Annotated in this window: 14 protein-coding genes; 7 read left to right on the top strand and 7 right to left on the bottom strand. The window is 63.1% G+C overall.

Annotation, left to right across the window (positions count from 1 at the left end; genetic code table 11):
* Positions 1 to 33 precede the first annotated feature (33 nt).
* Positions 34 to 744, bottom strand: coding sequence for a GntR family transcriptional regulator (locus tag EN804_RS29740; RefSeq protein ID WP_127275487.1), 711 nt, complete (start codon positions 742 to 744; stop codon positions 34 to 36).
* A gap of 182 nt (positions 745 to 926) precedes the next feature.
* On the opposite strand from EN804_RS29740, the gene EN804_RS29735 reads away from it, so the two are divergent.
* From EN804_RS29735 to EN804_RS29710, 6 genes are all read left to right on the top strand, one after another.
* Positions 927 to 2,405 (top strand): sugar ABC transporter substrate-binding protein, encoded by a 1,479-nt coding sequence (locus EN804_RS29735; protein WP_127275488.1) that lies wholly within the window; start codon positions 927 to 929, stop codon positions 2,403 to 2,405.
* Positions 2,406 to 2,482: 77 nt separating this feature from the next.
* On the top strand, positions 2,483 to 3,442 hold the full coding sequence (locus EN804_RS29730; protein WP_135921912.1) for a sugar ABC transporter permease: 960 nt from the start codon (positions 2,483 to 2,485) through the stop codon (positions 3,440 to 3,442).
* Positions 3,439 to 4,329 carry a carbohydrate ABC transporter permease gene (locus EN804_RS29725; protein ID WP_127275490.1) on the top strand — a complete coding sequence of 297 codons (891 nt, stop codon included), beginning with the start codon at positions 3,439 to 3,441 and terminating at the stop codon, positions 4,327 to 4,329. Before EN804_RS29730 ends, EN804_RS29725 begins: the two co-directional genes overlap by 4 nt.
* 10 nt (positions 4,330 to 4,339) lie before the next feature.
* The gene (locus tag EN804_RS29720; RefSeq protein WP_135921911.1) at positions 4,340 to 5,437 is read left to right on the top strand and encodes an ABC transporter ATP-binding protein; all 1,098 of its coding nucleotides are present in this window, start codon (positions 4,340 to 4,342) and stop codon (positions 5,435 to 5,437) included.
* A gap of 31 nt (positions 5,438 to 5,468) precedes the next feature.
* Positions 5,469 to 6,632 carry a mandelate racemase/muconate lactonizing enzyme family protein gene (locus tag EN804_RS29715; RefSeq protein WP_135921910.1) on the top strand — a complete coding sequence of 388 codons (1,164 nt, stop codon included), beginning with the start codon at positions 5,469 to 5,471 and terminating at the stop codon, positions 6,630 to 6,632.
* Positions 6,633 to 6,655: 23 nt separating this feature from the next.
* Positions 6,656 to 7,396: a ribonuclease activity regulator RraA gene (locus tag EN804_RS29710; RefSeq protein WP_135881784.1), complete on the top strand. Its 741-nt coding sequence runs from the start codon at positions 6,656 to 6,658 to the stop codon at positions 7,394 to 7,396.
* 97 nt (positions 7,397 to 7,493) lie between these two features.
* On the opposite strand, the gene EN804_RS29705 is transcribed toward EN804_RS29710, so the two are convergent.
* From EN804_RS29705 to EN804_RS29685, 5 genes are all read right to left on the bottom strand, one after another.
* Positions 7,494 to 8,546 carry an ABC transporter permease gene (locus EN804_RS29705; protein ID WP_127275494.1) on the bottom strand — a complete coding sequence of 351 codons (1,053 nt, stop codon included), beginning with the start codon at positions 8,544 to 8,546 and terminating at the stop codon, positions 7,494 to 7,496.
* The gene (locus EN804_RS29700; protein WP_127275495.1) at positions 8,543 to 9,340 is read right to left on the bottom strand and encodes an ATP-binding cassette domain-containing protein; all 798 of its coding nucleotides are present in this window, start codon (positions 9,338 to 9,340) and stop codon (positions 8,543 to 8,545) included. The genes EN804_RS29705 and EN804_RS29700 overlap by 4 nt, the downstream gene beginning before the upstream one ends.
* Positions 9,341 to 9,426: 86 nt before the next feature.
* Positions 9,427 to 10,440 (bottom strand): substrate-binding domain-containing protein, encoded by a 1,014-nt coding sequence (locus tag EN804_RS29695; protein WP_135921909.1) that lies wholly within the window; start codon positions 10,438 to 10,440, stop codon positions 9,427 to 9,429.
* A gap of 98 nt (positions 10,441 to 10,538) precedes the next feature.
* Entirely contained in the window at positions 10,539 to 11,447 is a 909-nt protein-coding gene (locus EN804_RS29690) for a sugar phosphate isomerase/epimerase (RefSeq protein ID WP_135864922.1), read from the bottom strand.
* The gene (locus EN804_RS29685) at positions 11,444 to 12,475 is read right to left on the bottom strand and encodes a Gfo/Idh/MocA family oxidoreductase (protein WP_135921908.1); all 1,032 of its coding nucleotides are present in this window, start codon (positions 12,473 to 12,475) and stop codon (positions 11,444 to 11,446) included. Before EN804_RS29685 ends, EN804_RS29690 begins: the two co-directional genes overlap by 4 nt.
* 193 nt (positions 12,476 to 12,668) lie before the next feature.
* Here EN804_RS29685 and EN804_RS29680 point away from each other — a divergent pair, with 193 nt between their 5' ends.
* Positions 12,669 to 13,694 (top strand): LacI family DNA-binding transcriptional regulator, encoded by a 1,026-nt coding sequence (locus tag EN804_RS29680; protein ID WP_135921907.1) that lies wholly within the window; start codon positions 12,669 to 12,671, stop codon positions 13,692 to 13,694.
* Between the two features lie 251 nt (positions 13,695 to 13,945).
* On the opposite strand, the gene EN804_RS29675 is transcribed toward EN804_RS29680, so the two are convergent.
* Positions 13,946 to 14,842: a LysR family transcriptional regulator gene (locus EN804_RS29675; protein ID WP_135921906.1), complete on the bottom strand. Its 897-nt coding sequence runs from the start codon at positions 14,840 to 14,842 to the stop codon at positions 13,946 to 13,948.
* Positions 14,843 to 14,920: the final 78 nt, after the last annotated feature.

Below are 14,920 nucleotides of genomic sequence, written 5' to 3'. Positions count from 1 at the left end.
TCAGCCACGATGTTCCAGACTTGACCCCTGGTCCTATCCGGCCCGGGCGGCGTTGCGCGCACGCATCTGTTCGAGAACATGCCGGCCGGAACCCTCGACATGACGGGAAATGAGTTCGGCTGCCTTGTCTGCCTCTCCCGCCTTGATGAGCGCGATGAGTTCGCGGTGCTCGCGAATGATCGCCGCACGCCGCGCCAGCGTGAAATTGAAGCGCCGGCTCACCGCCCGCAGCACTTCGCGATGCTTCCACCAGAGCTCAGCGGCATGGCGGTTATAGTGCCGCTGGTACATCACGGTGTGAAAGGCGGTGTCCAGTTCACTGTGCCTGAAGGTGTCGGCGAAATTGTTCTCTTCAATCAGCGCCTGGATACGTTCGAGCTCGGCGATGTCCTCGCCTGTAGCCATATTTACGAACCATCGCGTCAGGGCCGGCTCGATCAGCACACCGATCTCGTAGATATCGCGGACGAAGTCCTGATCGATGGGCCTTACACGCGCCCCGCGGTTGGGTGAGAAGATGACGAATCCCTCGCCCCGCAACAGCTGCAGGGCCTCGCGCACGGGATTGGTCGAGGTGCCGTGGCGACGGGCGAGATCGGTGACAACAAGCCGTTCGTTGGCGGCGAGCCGTCCCTCGATGATGTCTTCCCTTATCAGCTCGTAAAGGGAAGCGCCCTCGCTGGAGGCCCCGATAGCGTCGATCCCCGGAGGTGGTTTTGCTTTAAAATCGTTTGTTTCGGCCAAGGCCGGCTCCCCAAATTAATACACAGTCAGTCCGATATCATGCACGGTTTCCATAAACAATGTACGATCTGACGCGTTGACAGGCAATCCGTGATCTGAAAACGTACTAAGTGATCGAGAGGATACACCGTACTGAAAAGCCATCCTCGCGATCGCAGGGCGGAGAACCAGGGAGGATACCTATGACGAGGATCATGCTCGGCAGTGCGGTCCTGCGCGGCACTGTCGTCGGTGTTTTGGCGGCATCGCTTATGTCCACATCGGCGCTGGGTGCGCCGCCGGTCGACCTGAGCAAATGGTCGCCTGAATATGTGCGCTCGATCGCCGGAACACAGGATTTCGACACGGCCGGCGATTGCGCCAAGGTCACCCCGCTCGATTACAAGGGGCGACTGACTTTCTGGTATCAGGGCGTGTTCGAGGGCGATCCCGACCTCCTGCGCCAGTACTACAAGGATTTCTTCGAGACTTTCCGCAAGACCTATCCGAACATCCAGCTCGAGGAACAGGCCCTCACCTATAACGACCTTCTCGACAAATTCCGTACGGCACTGCTGGGCAATGCCGCGCCGATGGCGGTCCGTCTGCAGATCCTGGGTGGTACCGAATTTGCCTCGAAGGGCTATCTGCAGCCGCTCAAGCCGGAGGATGTTGGCTATTCGACCGAGGATTTCTGGCCGGGCGCCATGAAGGCGGTGACCTGGGATGGGGTGACCTACGGCGTTCCAACGAACAACGAGACGATGGCGTTCATCTGGAACGCCGACATCTTCAAGCGTGCGGGCCTCGATCCGGACAAGGCTCCGGCAACCTGGGACGACGTCGTCAAATATTCCAAGCAGATCCACGACAAGCTCGGCATTGCCGGCTACGGCCTCGTGGCTCGCAAGAATGCCGGCAACACGCCCTATCGCTTCATGCCGCAGCTGTGGGCCTATGGCGGCGGCGTCTTCGACGAGGCCACCGCGAACCCGACCTACAAGCAGGTGGAGCTCGACAGCCCGCAGAGCAAGGCGGCGCTGCAAGCCTCATATGACATGTACGTCCGCGACAAGTCGGTTCCGGTCTCTGCACTTACCAACCAGCAGGCCGACAACCAGCCTCTGTTCGTCGCCGGCCAATTGGGCATGATGGTCTCCCACCCATCCGACTACAACGTGATGCTCGACCTCCAGGCAAAGGCGACCGGGACCGACAAGGACAAGGCGCAGACCGTCATCGACAACATGCGCTACGGCCTGATCCCGACCGGCCCCGACGGCAAACGCGCCGTCGTGTTCGGCGGCTCGAACATTCACATCCTGAAGCCCGAATATGTAGAGGGCGGCAAGGTGGACGAGCCGGCCGCGAAGGCGATGATCTGCATGTGGGCTAGCCCTGAATGGTCGCTGAAAATGGCCTATGCCGGCTCCAACCCGGGCAATCTCAACGGCTTCAAGACCAAATGGATGAAGGAACGCCTGGACCATATCAAGTTCCTCGATGTCACGACCTCGATGCTGCCGTATGGCATCCCGTTCCCGGCGCTGCCGGAGTCCCCCGAGATCATGAACATCATCGTCCCGGACATGCTGCAGAATGCCCTGACCGGAGCTATGACCGTCGATCAGGCAGCGGACGACGCGGCCAAGAAGGTCAAAGACCTGATGGGCGGACTCTAGTCCGGACCTGACCTCCGATCTGGCCGGCTGCGCCGAGAGCGCAGCCGGTTCGTTCCGAAGAACAAGGGCACGCCACAGTGACGATCGTGACCGGCAAGGCCGAGGCTCGCCGAAAATTGCAACCCGGCAGGTCCGGCGTATTGCGGAACATCTGGGCTCATCGCGCCGACTACGCATACGTGCTTCCGGCAATCGCCGTGATGCTCGTCGTCATCGCCTATCCGATCTACTACACGATCGAGCTGTCGTTCTATAAGACGCCGCCCGGCCTACAACTCCGCGACAAGACCTTCATCGGCTTCGACAACTACACCACCATCCTGACCAGTGAGGTGTTCTGGAAAGTCACCTGGAACACCCTGGTCTGGACATTCGGATCGACTTTCATCTCCTTTGTCCTGGGTTTTGCGACGGCGCTGGCGCTGCATCGAGATTTTATCGGTCGCGGCGTCCTGCGTGCCATCCTGATCATTCCCTGGGTGATCAGCGCCGTCGCCGCCTCCTATATCTGGAAGTGGATCTACCATTCGGATTTCGGCATCATAGGCGCGGTACTGGTCGGCCTCGGATTGACCGACCGGCCGCCCAATTTCATCGACAACGTCAGCACGGTGCTGCCCTCCCTGATCGTCGTCAATATCTGGCGCGAGTTCCCGTTTGCCATGATCATGATGATGGCCGGCCTGCAGACAGTTCCCGACCAGTTGTTGCGCGCCGCCAAGGTCGACGGGGCCAATGCATGGCAGCGCTTCTGGCACGTCACCTTTCCGCACTTGCGCAACGTCTCGGTGGTGACGATCCTGCTGCTTGCGGTGGCCAACTTCAATTCCTTCATCATCCCCTGGATCATGACCGCAGGCGGGCCGTCGAACGCATCGCATATCTGGATAACCCATATTTACGAGCTCGCCTTCGGCCGGCAGCGCTGGGGTGTGGCATCGGCCTATTCGGTGCTCCTGTTCCTCATCCTGATAACCCTCGGCTATTTCTACGTCCGTGCGCTGAGCGGCAACGAGCGAAAAGAGGGTGGCGCATGAGCACGATCGCCGAGACAGCCTCTCGAGGCCAGACCCGTCGCCGTATGCGCTTGGACGGATGGCGGTGGGCCGGGCGCATCTTTCTTCTGTTCATGCTGCTCTACACCGCTCTGCCGATGATCTGGATGCTGATCACCTCGATCAAGTCCGGCTTCGCGGCGACGCAATTCCCGCCGCAATGGTGGCCGGACGAGCCTACGCTTGCCAGCTACCAGAAGCTGCTCGATCCGCAGAACAGCGTCGGCCAGGACTTCCTTCGCTTCTTCTGGAACAGCCTGTTCGTGTCGACCGTCACGACAATCCTCTCGGTGATCGTGGCTGTCCCCGCGGCCTACGCGTTTTCGCGCTTCACCTTCCCGGGCCGCAACTTCCTGTTCTTCGCAGTGCTGCTGCGCAACATGTTCCCGGCGGTGATCTTTCTCGTGCCGCTCTTCATCCTGATGCGCGCGATCGGGCTGGTGAACACGCATGGCTCGCTGGTTCTCACCTACCTCACCTTCGGCCTGCCACTGGCAATCTGGCTACTCAAGGGTTTCTACGACAACATTCCGGTGCAGCTCGAGCAGGCGGCGCGCATCGATGGCGCAACACGGTTCCAGGCCTTCATCATGATCGTGATGCCGCTTTCGACGCCGGGGATCATCGCCACCGCGATCTACTCCTTCATCGGCGCCTGGAACGAGTACATCTACGCCTACACCTTCCTCTCCAAGAACGAGCAGCTGACGCTGCCGGTCGGCATCCAGCGCTTCTTCTCGGAAAACACGACGGACTTTCCGGGCCTGATGGCGGCGAGCTTCATGATGAGCGTGCCCGTCGTGGTGCTGTTCCTCGTCCTGCAACGATACTTCGTACGCGCCCTGACAGAAGGCGCGGTCAAGCATTAGGGAGTTGCCGATGGCCCACGTGGTCCTCAAAGATCTCGTCAAGACCTACGGCAACTTCAAGGCCGTCAACGACGTTTCGCTGACGGTCAACGACGGCGAGTTCGTTGCGCTCGTCGGCCCTTCAGGCTGCGGCAAGACAACCACTCTCAATCTCGTCGCGGGGCTGACCCCGATCACCTCGGGCGACATCGTCATCGGCGACCGGGTGGTCAACGACCTCGACCCCAAGGACCGGGACATCGCAATGGTGTTTCAAAACTATGCGCTCTACCCGCAAAAGTCGGTTTACATGAACCTGGCGTTCCCGCTGCAGATGCGCAAACTGCCAAGGGACGAGATCGACAAGAAGGTCAAGGAGGCGGCGCGGGTGCTCGACATGACGCACCTGCTCGAGCGCAAGCCACGCGAACTTTCGGGAGGCCAACAGCAGCGTGTGGCCCTCGGCCGCGCCCTTGTGCGCGATCCCGCCGTGTTCCTCATGGACGAGCCGCTCTCCAACCTCGACGCCAAACTGCGCGTACAGATGCGGTCCGAGATCAAGCGCTTCCACCAGGACCTCAAGGCGACGATCATCTATGTGACGCACGACCAGCTCGAAGCCGTGACGATGGCCGACAAGATGGCGGTGATGAACGGTGGCTTCCTGCAGCAATACGATTCGCCGGCGCAGGTCTTTGCCCATCCGGTGAACATGTTCGTCGCCAGCTTCATCGGCAGCCCGGCGATGAGCCTCATTCCGCTGGAGATATCGACAGCAAACGGCGGCACCGTGTTGACCAGCGCGGAGGGCTGGAGCCTCGGGCTCTCGCCGCGCAACGTCCAGAAGGTCACGAAGGCAACGACCAAAAAGGTCGTGCTCGGCGCACGCCACTCGACGATCAAGCTGCACAAGACTGCAGTGCCAGGCAGCATTCCGGCCAAGGTCTACACGGTGGAGCCAACCGGAGACGTCACCTTCGTGCAGGCGTTCCTATCCGGTGCCATCGTCAACGTCAGCGTGCCACCGAACATTGCCGTGACGCCCGACGAGCGGATCTGGCTCGAGTTCGACCAGGAGCGGATGCATCTGTTCGATGGCGAAACCGAAATGGCCCTCGAGGCCAGTTGAGCAGGCGGATGCGTATGGAACGTGGGCGTGGATGACCAGGAAGCTTAAGATTACCGCGATCAAGCCCTATCCAGTGTGGGTGGGAACGCGCAACCAGATGCTGGTCAAGGTCGAGACCGATCATGGCATCTTCGGCTGGGGCGAGAGCGGCCTGAGCGGCCGCGAGAAGGCCGTGGCCGGCGCGGTCGAGCACTATCGCGAATTTCTCGTCGGCCGCGACCCCATGCAGACCGGGCGGATCTGGCAGGAGGTTTATCGCAGCCAGTATTTCGAAGGCGGGCGCGTTCTGCAGGCGGCGATCTCCGCCATCGACATCGCCCTTCACGACATCAAGGGCAAGGCGCTGGGGGTACCGGTCTACGAGCTGCTGGGCGGCAAGCAGCGCGACCGGATCCCCACTTTCGCCTCGACCGGAGACGAGGCCGAGGGGGACGTGGCCATCGAACGGGCCCGCGAACTGCACGCGCAGGGCTGGCAGGCAATCCGCTTCTTTCCCGTCGGGCAAAACAGCAAGGATGTCTTCGAGCCGCGCGAGTCGATCGGCGCAACAGCGACGATGCTGAACAAGGCGCGCCAGGCGCTGGGCGACGACGTCGTCCTCGGCATCGATTATCATCATCGCCTGTCGGTGGCGGAGGCGGCGAGCTTCTGTAACAAGCTCGACCGCGGCGTGCTCGATTTCCTCGAGGAGCCGATACGCGACGAGACGCCGGAAGCCTACGAATCCCTGCGCAAGATGACCGAGATCCCCTTCGCCATCGGCGAGGAATTTGCCAGCAAGTGGCAGTTCCTGCCCTATGTCGAGCGCGGCATCCACCAGTTCAACCGGCTCGATATCTGCAATGTCGGCGGCTTCACCGAGGCGATGAAAGTCGCCGGCTGGAGCGAGGCGCACTATGTGGACCTGATGCCACACAATCCGCTGGGTCCAGTGTGCACGGCCGCGACCGTGCATCTCGCCGCCGCAGTGCCCAACTTCTCGTGGCTCGAGACCAGGGCGCCCGAAGCAAAGCTCGGTTTCGACAATTCCGACTTCTTTCCGGTGCAACCACGGCTCGACGGCCCCGATTATCCCGTCACCGATCTGCCGGGGCTCGGCGTCGAGGTCAACGAAGAGGCGGTCCAGGCGCAAAGCTTCCGTTTCTGGGAAGCGCCCCACCTCAAGCGCCGCGATGGTTCTGTCACGAACTGGTAGTTCCCATTCAATCGGAGTCCACAATGACGCATACTTCCGACATCACGCGGCCGCCCAGGGATCTGATCGACGCGCTAAAGGAGATCGGCGCCGCGACGGTTGCCGGCACGCTTGGCCATATGGGTTTCCGCAATCCGCATATGGTCGGTCCGGTGGCGCAGAACCACGGCAAGTCGATCGTCGGGCCGGCGCTGACGCTGCAGTTCCTGCCGCAGCGGCCCGATCTTTTCAACGAGGGAGAATATGCCGATCCGGAGACACAGCTCCACCGGCATGTGCTGTACCACGCACAAGAGGGGGATGTGGTCGTGGTCGACGCGCGCGGCGACATGAGCTCGGGCGTGTTCGGCGATATGATGTCGACATACTTCAAAGGCAGAGGCGGCGCGGGTATCGTCATCGACGGCTGCATGCGCGACCGGCCCAATGTCGAAAAACTCGACCTGGCCCTATGGCTGCGCGGCTGGACGCCCAACTACCATGTGCAAACCAGCATCTATCCCAATGCCGTCAACGTTCCGATTGCCTGCGGCGGCGTCACGGTGATCCCCGGCGACATCATCGTCGCCGACGATGACGGGGTGGTCGTGCTGCCCGTCGCAATGGCCGCGAAGGTGATCGAGGAATCCCAGAAGCATCACGACTGGGAGGAGTTCTCGCGTGAGAAACTCATGCAGGGCGGGTCGTTGCAACGCTACTATCCGCTCCACCCAAGTGCAAATGATGAGTATGAGGCTTGGCGGAAAGCCAACCCGAAATCTTGATGGACGGACGAGGTCGCGGGTATCTCCCAGTCGTCCATTGCCTTGTCAGGCACGGGCTTATTGCCGCGCCGTCGGCTCTCGCACCAAGCTGATCGTGTCACCGATACCGTGCCTGGTTCCATTTGTGGCCAAGCAGCGAAAGGATGATGATCAGCCCGTTGAAGAACTGGACGTAGAAGCCGCTCAGGCCAGCCGCCACGACGCCGGTTTGGATAAACGACACCGTGACGGCGCCGATCGCGCCGCCGGCCACCGTGCCGATGCCGCCCCAGGTCGGCGTGCCGCCGACGAACACCGAGGCCAGCACCGGCAAGAGATAACCGTCGCCGGCCGTTGGCCACCAGGTGAAGTTGATCATTACGGAGAACGTGCCGGCGATCGCGGCCCCGATGCCGACGAAGACGAACACTTTCACCCGCACGCGCTTGACGTCGATGCCCATCTGCTGGGCACTGTCGGGATTGTCACCGACCACCCTCACCTGCGCGCCGAAGCGGTGGCGGTTGTAGAGCATCGCCGAAAAGACGACGAAGGCGATCGCCCAAAAAATCTGCACCGGAATGCCCCAGATCTGGCTGGAGAAGATCCGGTAGGCCCAGCTGTCGGCAAGGCTGGTCAGCGAGGTCGATCTGCCCTCATTGATGATCTGGATCAGGCCGCGCAGCAGGAAATTCATGCCGAGCGTGGCGATCAGCGACGACAGCCCGCCATAGACCACCAACGACCCGACGAGGAAACCAAGCAGCGTGCCCGTGACCAGCGCTGCCGCAATGCCGAGGAACGGATCATAACCGGCCTGCACAACCAGCGCGAAAACCCAGGAGGCGAAACCCATCGTCGCGGGAAACGACAGGTCGATCTCGCCGCACGTGACGACGAAGACCAGCGGCACGACCACGAACAGCGCCACGGGAAGCGTGGTGAGCACGGCGCTGTAGAGATACCAGGTTGTGAAGACCGTCGGGTTGGCGATCATGAAGACCGCCATCATGACGATGAACACGGCGAGCGTGCCAAGCGACGCCCGATTGTCGAGGACGAAGCCGCGCAGCCAGTGGTCGGACGGGTGCTTCCACTCGTTCCGGGAACTGCCTTGGCGGGAGATGCCAGCCGACGGCTCGTGCAGATCGGGCTCCATGGTCTTGCTCATCGTGCTCTCTGCTCCGCGTCGCCGGTGTCGTGCAGTCCGGCCAACCCGCCCGGATGCGCGACGTCTTCCATGAAATTGATGAGGTCTTCGGCCGACTTGACCTCGCTCCGGTCGGCGGTGAGCGCGACCTTGCCGCGATCCAGCACCACGAAGCGATCAGCGATGTCGAAGACATGATGGATGTTGTGGCCGATAAACAGGATAGAGCGACCGCTTGCCCGCACTTGGCGCACGAAATGGAAGACCTTGGCGGTCTCGGTCAGAGACAGCGCCGTCGTCGGCTCGTCGAGTACGATCAGTTCCGCCTGCTTGTAGATGGCGCGCGCGATCGCCACGCCCTGGCGTTCGCCGCCCGACAGCTGGCCGACGATCGAGTGCGGCGTGAATACTTTCGAGGTGAAGCCGATCTCGCGCATCAGCCGACTCGCCTCATCGATTTCCTTGCTGACCTTCAGCCAGCCGAGAAAACCGGTGAGTTCGCGGCCCATGAAGATGTTGCGCACGATCGTCTGCTGTACGGCCAGCGCCCGGTCCTGGAACACCGTTTCGATGCCGGCCTCGCGCGAACGTGCCGCATTCCAACCGGTCACCGGCTTGCCGCGGATGAGGATCTCGCCGCTGGTCGGCTTGACCACGCCGGAGAGGATCTTGATCAGCGTCGACTTGCCGGCGCCGTTGTCGCCGATGAGGCCGACCACCTCGCCGCGGTCGACGCTGAGATTGACCCCGCCAAGTGCATAGACGTGGCCGTAGGACTTGGCGATATCGCGCAGTTCTATGAGACGTTCGGCCATCGGATCCTCGCTTGATTGTCTCGCACCGGCCTTCTCGCCGGCGGTGCCGCCGGCCGGGGCCTGATCCCGGCCGGCGGCTTGGGAGGTCAGCGCAGCGCCTGCTTGGCGAGTTCTGCGACGATCGCGTAATTTTCGGGCGTCACGAAACCGGCGCCGGTGTCGACATTCATCGGCGCCAGACCCAGCACCACCTGCTGGCAAAGGCTGAGGATCGGCAGATAGCCCTGCAGGAATGGCTGCTGGTCGGCCGTCAGTTGCACCCAGCCGCCCTTGAAGCCCTCGACGATCTGCGGGCTGGTGTCGAAACCGAAATTGAAGATATCGCCGGGCTTGCGCCCCGCCGCCTGCATGTAGGTGGAGACATTGCCGAGCATCTGTCCGCCGGGATAGCCGACCGCCTTGATGTCGGGGTGATTGAGGAGCGCCGCCGTGATCACCGGAATGGCGAGGTTGGGGTCGGACGCCCATTCGCCGCTCGGCGGCGAGGACAGCTGGATGACCTCGACCCCCGCTTCCTTCAGCGCCGCCACCGTGCCGCGCTCGCGCGCGCCGCGGTTCTCGTTCTCGAACGGGCCGATCATGATTGCCTTGTCGCCGGCCTTGAGCTTGCCGAGCTTGAACGCTTCGGCGCCGAGCGCGCGGCCCTGCTGTTCCTGCTGCGCGCCGACATAGCCGCCGCCGAACGCCGCCGTCACCTTCGGCACCGGGACGTTCTGGTACATCATCTTGATGCCGTCCTTATGCGCCTCTTCGGCGAGCGGCATGATCGCGGCATCGCCCGGATGGCCCATCATGGCGATGCCCTGGGGCTTGACCGCGACCGCTTCGCGCAATTGCTGCACCATCTTCTCCGCATCCCACTGGGAGAAGATGTAGTCGACCTTCGGCCCGAGATCGGCCGCGGCCTGCTTGGCGCCATTGTAGACGATTGTGCCGAAGGCGTCGCCCTCGGCTCCGCCGACGAAGAAGCGGATGTGGACGTCCTTGCACCATTGGGCGTCGAGCGCCTGCGCCGGCAAGGTGGAGATTGCGGCGGCAAGCGCCGTGGCCGTCGCCACGACGGTCGTGCGCAGAAGTGTCGTTCTGGTCGCGATGCTCATGCACGTTCCTCCCATTGTTTCCCTCGTCAGCCGAGGGCCTTTTCGAACGATTGCCTTGGCAGTACCACTTGCGGCCGGCTCCTCCCGCCGGCCGGTCCTCACGCCGGATTTGGCAGGTAGCTCGCACCTCCCCGGCATAGCTTGAGATACTCCAGGGCGCGTGCCTGTCCCGTGATCTCGAGGTCGCCGCGATAGACCGGGTCGTGCCAGCCTTCGATGTCGATGGCGCCTTTGTACCCGGCCAGCCGCAATTCGCTGATCACCCGCGTCCAGTCGCTGTCGCCGAAGCCCGGCGTGCGCATCTGCACGAACGGCAGGCGGCCGAACACGCCGTGCTCGCGAATGACGTCCCAGCGCACCGTCGCGTCCTTGCCATGAACGTGGAAGATGCGCGGCGCCCATTTGCGGATCTGTGGCATCGGATCGATCAGATAGACGAGTTGGTGGCAAGGCTCCCATTCGAGGCCGAGATTGTCGTCAGGCAACTCGTTGAACATCAGCTCCCAGGCGTCCGGATTGTGGGCGATGTTCCAGTCTCCGGCAGCCCAGTTGCCGTCCATCGCACAGTTCTCGAAGGCGATGCGAACGCCCTTGTCGGCGGCTCGCCTGGCCAGCGGCCCCCACACCTCGCGAAAGCGCGGCAGGCTGTCTGTCAGCGGCTTACCGCGGAGCCGGCCGGTAAAGCCGCAGACCATCGAAGCGCCGAACAAATGGGCATTGTCGATGACCGTCTCCCAGGCCTGGAGGACGCCACGGTCGACATCGCCGCCCTCCAGCGGATTGCCGAACACGCCGATCGAGGACACCGTGACATCGGCATCGCCGATCGCCTCGCGGATCTGCCCGGCCAGCCGGGGTAGGTCCTTGCCACCCAGGGTCTGCCAGAAGAAGGGTTGGATGCTCTCGAAGCCGAGCGGCAGGATTGCCTTGATGTAGGCGGCCGGGTCGTCGAGGTTGGCCCGCACCATGGTGCCGATCCTGATGTCGAGAAGCGGGTTTGGCATCATTGTGCTTCCTTTGCGATCATCACGCGACGTCCGGTTTCGGCGCTTTCGATGGCGCCAAAGACCATGGCCAGGCTCTTGATGTTGTCGGCGCCGCGCGTTTCCGGTTCTGTGCCGGTCTCGATGGCGCGCATGAAATCCCTGATGATGCCGAGATGGCCGTCGATGCGGTCGGCGGGATCGAGCGCCGGCACCTCGATTGGCTGGATCTTGTCGAACATGCCGTCGCGGCCCGGCATCACCACTTCCGCCTTCAACCCGTCATGGCCGTCCCAGATCAGGCTGCCGCGCTCGGCGACGATGCGCCAGCTGCCCTCCCAACTGGTGCGGAAGCCGGCCGCGCACCAGCTGCCCGCATAGGTGAAGACCTTGCCGCCGCCGAGATCGAAGACAGCGCTGGCCGATGAGCCCTGTCGGTACCAGGAATTGGCCGGTTCCCATTCCTGGCAATGGACCGCGGCCGGCTCGCCATTGACCATGTAGCGGGCGGCGTCGAATGTGTGGATCGCCATGTCGAGCAGCAGCACGTGCGCCATCTCTTCGCGAAAACCGCCGAAATGCGGTGCGACGAAAAAGTCGGCGTGGATGCTGGTCGCGGCACCGATGGCGCCGGAGTCCAGAAACCTCCGGATGCGCCGGACATTGGCGACGTAGCGGCGGTTTTGGACGACGGCATGGATGCGCCCGGCCTGGCGGGCGGCCTCGACGATGGCGCGGGCATTCTCCGGGCTATCGGCGAGCGGCTTTTCCGTCAGCAGATGGCAATGATGGGCAAAGGCGGAAAACGCAACGTCGCGCCGGGCGGCGGGAACCACCACATCGAACACCGCTTGCGGTCGGGTCTGGTCGAGCACGGCGTCGAGACTGGTGCCGATGACGGCACCACCGAGATCGTATTCGCGCGCCCTCGCCTTCGCCCTGTCGGCATCGAGGTCGACAAGGCCGACAATGGCGAGCCCGTCGATCTGCCGCGCGGCATCGAGCCAGGCCTTGCTCATCGCTCCGCAGCCGACAAGAACGGCGTCGATCATCCAGCTCTCCTCCTCTCGGCCCCTCCAGGCCGATCGTTCCGGCATTCACGGCGTGACCGTAAACGTTTTTCCGTAAACGTTTACGAGAACACACCCGAAGGCGTAGAATGTCAATCGGCCGCCGGCGAAAATCGTCGTTGCGCCTTGGCCCGGGCGGCCACCGGTGCTAGCCAAGCAAGGGGAGAACAGTCACTTGGCGTCCAGCATTCACGACCTTGCCCGTCACCTGAACATTTCGATCGGCACGGTGTCGCGGGCACTGAACGGCCGCGCCGACGTCAATGCCGACACGCGCCAGCGCGTTCTCGAGGCGGCCAGGGCTCTCAACTATTCGCCGAACCAGTCCGGCCGCAGTCTCAGGCAAGGCGCTACCCACTCGATCGCCTTCATGCTGCAGCCGCATCCGGGCGACCAGGAATATGGCGAGCCGTTCTTCATTCCGTTCCTGACTGGGTTGCAGGGCCGGCTCGCCGAAAGCGGACTGGACCTGATCGTGGTGATGGGCGCGCCGGGCGACTATCAGCAGGAGCGCCTGCGGCGTGTCGTCGAGACGCGCCGTGCCGATGCGGTGGTGCTGGCCTGGACGCGGCGCGAGGACGAGCGCATCGACTATCTCACCCAGGCCGGCTTCCCCTTCGCCACGCTCGGCCGTAGCCGCTCCGGCGGCAAGGCCTACCCCTCGCTCGATCTCGATTTCGAAAAAGCAGGCGCCGACGCGGTCGACCGGCTGGTGGAGCGCGGCCACCGCCGCATCGCTGCCATCCGCCCATCGCTCGATCTGAATTTCGGCTATCTGTTCCTCGACGGTTACCGCAAGGCCTTGCGCCGGCATGGCATCGCGGTCGATCCCCACCTGATTGCCGACGGCTTCATCAACGAGGCCGGTGGCTACGAAGTGACCCCGCGGGTGATGCGCCGCAAGGACCCGCCGACCGCCATCATCTTCAACAATGACGCAATGGCGCTAGGGGGATGCAAGGCGCTGGCCGAGATGGGGATCAAGCCGGGTCACGACATGGCGGTGACCGTCATCGTCGATACGCCGCTCTGCCGCTATTTCTCGCCGGCGCTGACTGCTTTCCGCCCGGCGCTGCAGCCGATGGGACGGCGGCTCGCCGAAATGCTGCTGGCGTCGCTTCCTGCCTTCGCCGGCCCGGAGGGTCCACGTATCATGCGCGAGGTCTGGCCGCTGGAGCTAATTGCGCGCGATAGCGATTGATGTACCAGATCCCGGTGCAGATCGAAGCCGCGGGTCGCCTGAACGAGTAGCTTTGCCGGATACCCTGATCCTCGATCATGGCCGCATCGTCGAGATTGGCAGCCACGACGATCTTGTTGGTGCAAGCGGCCACTGCAGGCGGCTTTCGATGATCGGGAAAGCCATCGCCGCGAACGGAACCGCCGCTTCAGGCGCTCGCAGCTCGGCTTCCGACCTGATTGCGGCAAGCGTCGCCAGTGACCTGCCGGGCGTCAGTCGCGCGATATGGACAGCCCCGTGAGGAGCGGAGCGTACGCGGCGAGCCTGCCGGATACGAACTCCGTGAAGAGCCGCACGCGCTTCGTCTTGCGTGTCTCCCCCTGGGTGAGAAGCCAGAGCGTTCCGTACATGTGCAGGTCGGTGCCTGGCACCCTCACCAGTAGGGGGTCGGCATCTCCGACGAAGCACGGCAACGTCGTGATCCCGAGCCCTTGCCGTACGGCAACGATCTGCGCCTCGCCGTCCGTGTTCCTGAACGGAACCCCCGTTGTGCGAACCTCACCCTCGCTGGCCCAGTCTGGTATTCCATGAATGCTTATGACGATCCACCGGATGGGATCCGGCGCGCCCGCACGCCACGCGGCCAGTCGATCGCGGGAGATGTAGACGCCGCCGAACAGCTCCGGTCCCTTCAGTCCGTGAAGATTGAGCGGCAGGGTTTTGCGGTCGTAGACGACACGGATCGCCACGTCGGCCTCTCGGTTGGTCAGATTTGCCAGCTCGCCGACCGACAAGATTTCCATCTCGATGTCGGGATGCAGACGCGCGAAATCGGCGAAGTCCGGCATGAGCAGGTGAGTCGCGAGGGGCGGTGCCAGCGTCACCCGAAGAAGCCCGCGCACACTCTGGTCGCGACCGAAGACGCGGGTCTCCAGCTGGTGCGACGACGCTTCCATCTGGTTCGCGAGCTCGAGGACCTCTTCGCCCGCAGCCGTCAGGCGGTAGCCCGAAGGCAGCTTTTCGAACATCTGCGCCCCGAGGCGTTCCTCGAGCTGTGCGATGCGTCGCAGCACGGTCGAGTGATACACCCCGAGGCCCTCGGCGGCAGCCCGCACCGAGCCTCCGCGCGCGACGGCAAGAAAGTAGCGAACGTCATCCCAGTCGATCATGGTGCAATCCCGCACCGCGCGGTGCGCCTTACAAAGCCCGTGTCCAACGCCATCGTACAGCAGTACGGCCGTCATCAT

Origin of the sequence: Mesorhizobium sp. M8A.F.Ca.ET.161.01.1.1, assembly GCF_004792105.1 — a bacterium.
Classification (GTDB): Bacteria; Pseudomonadota; Alphaproteobacteria; order Rhizobiales; family Rhizobiaceae; genus Mesorhizobium.
This window is presented reverse-complemented; position numbering and strand designations above follow the sequence as displayed.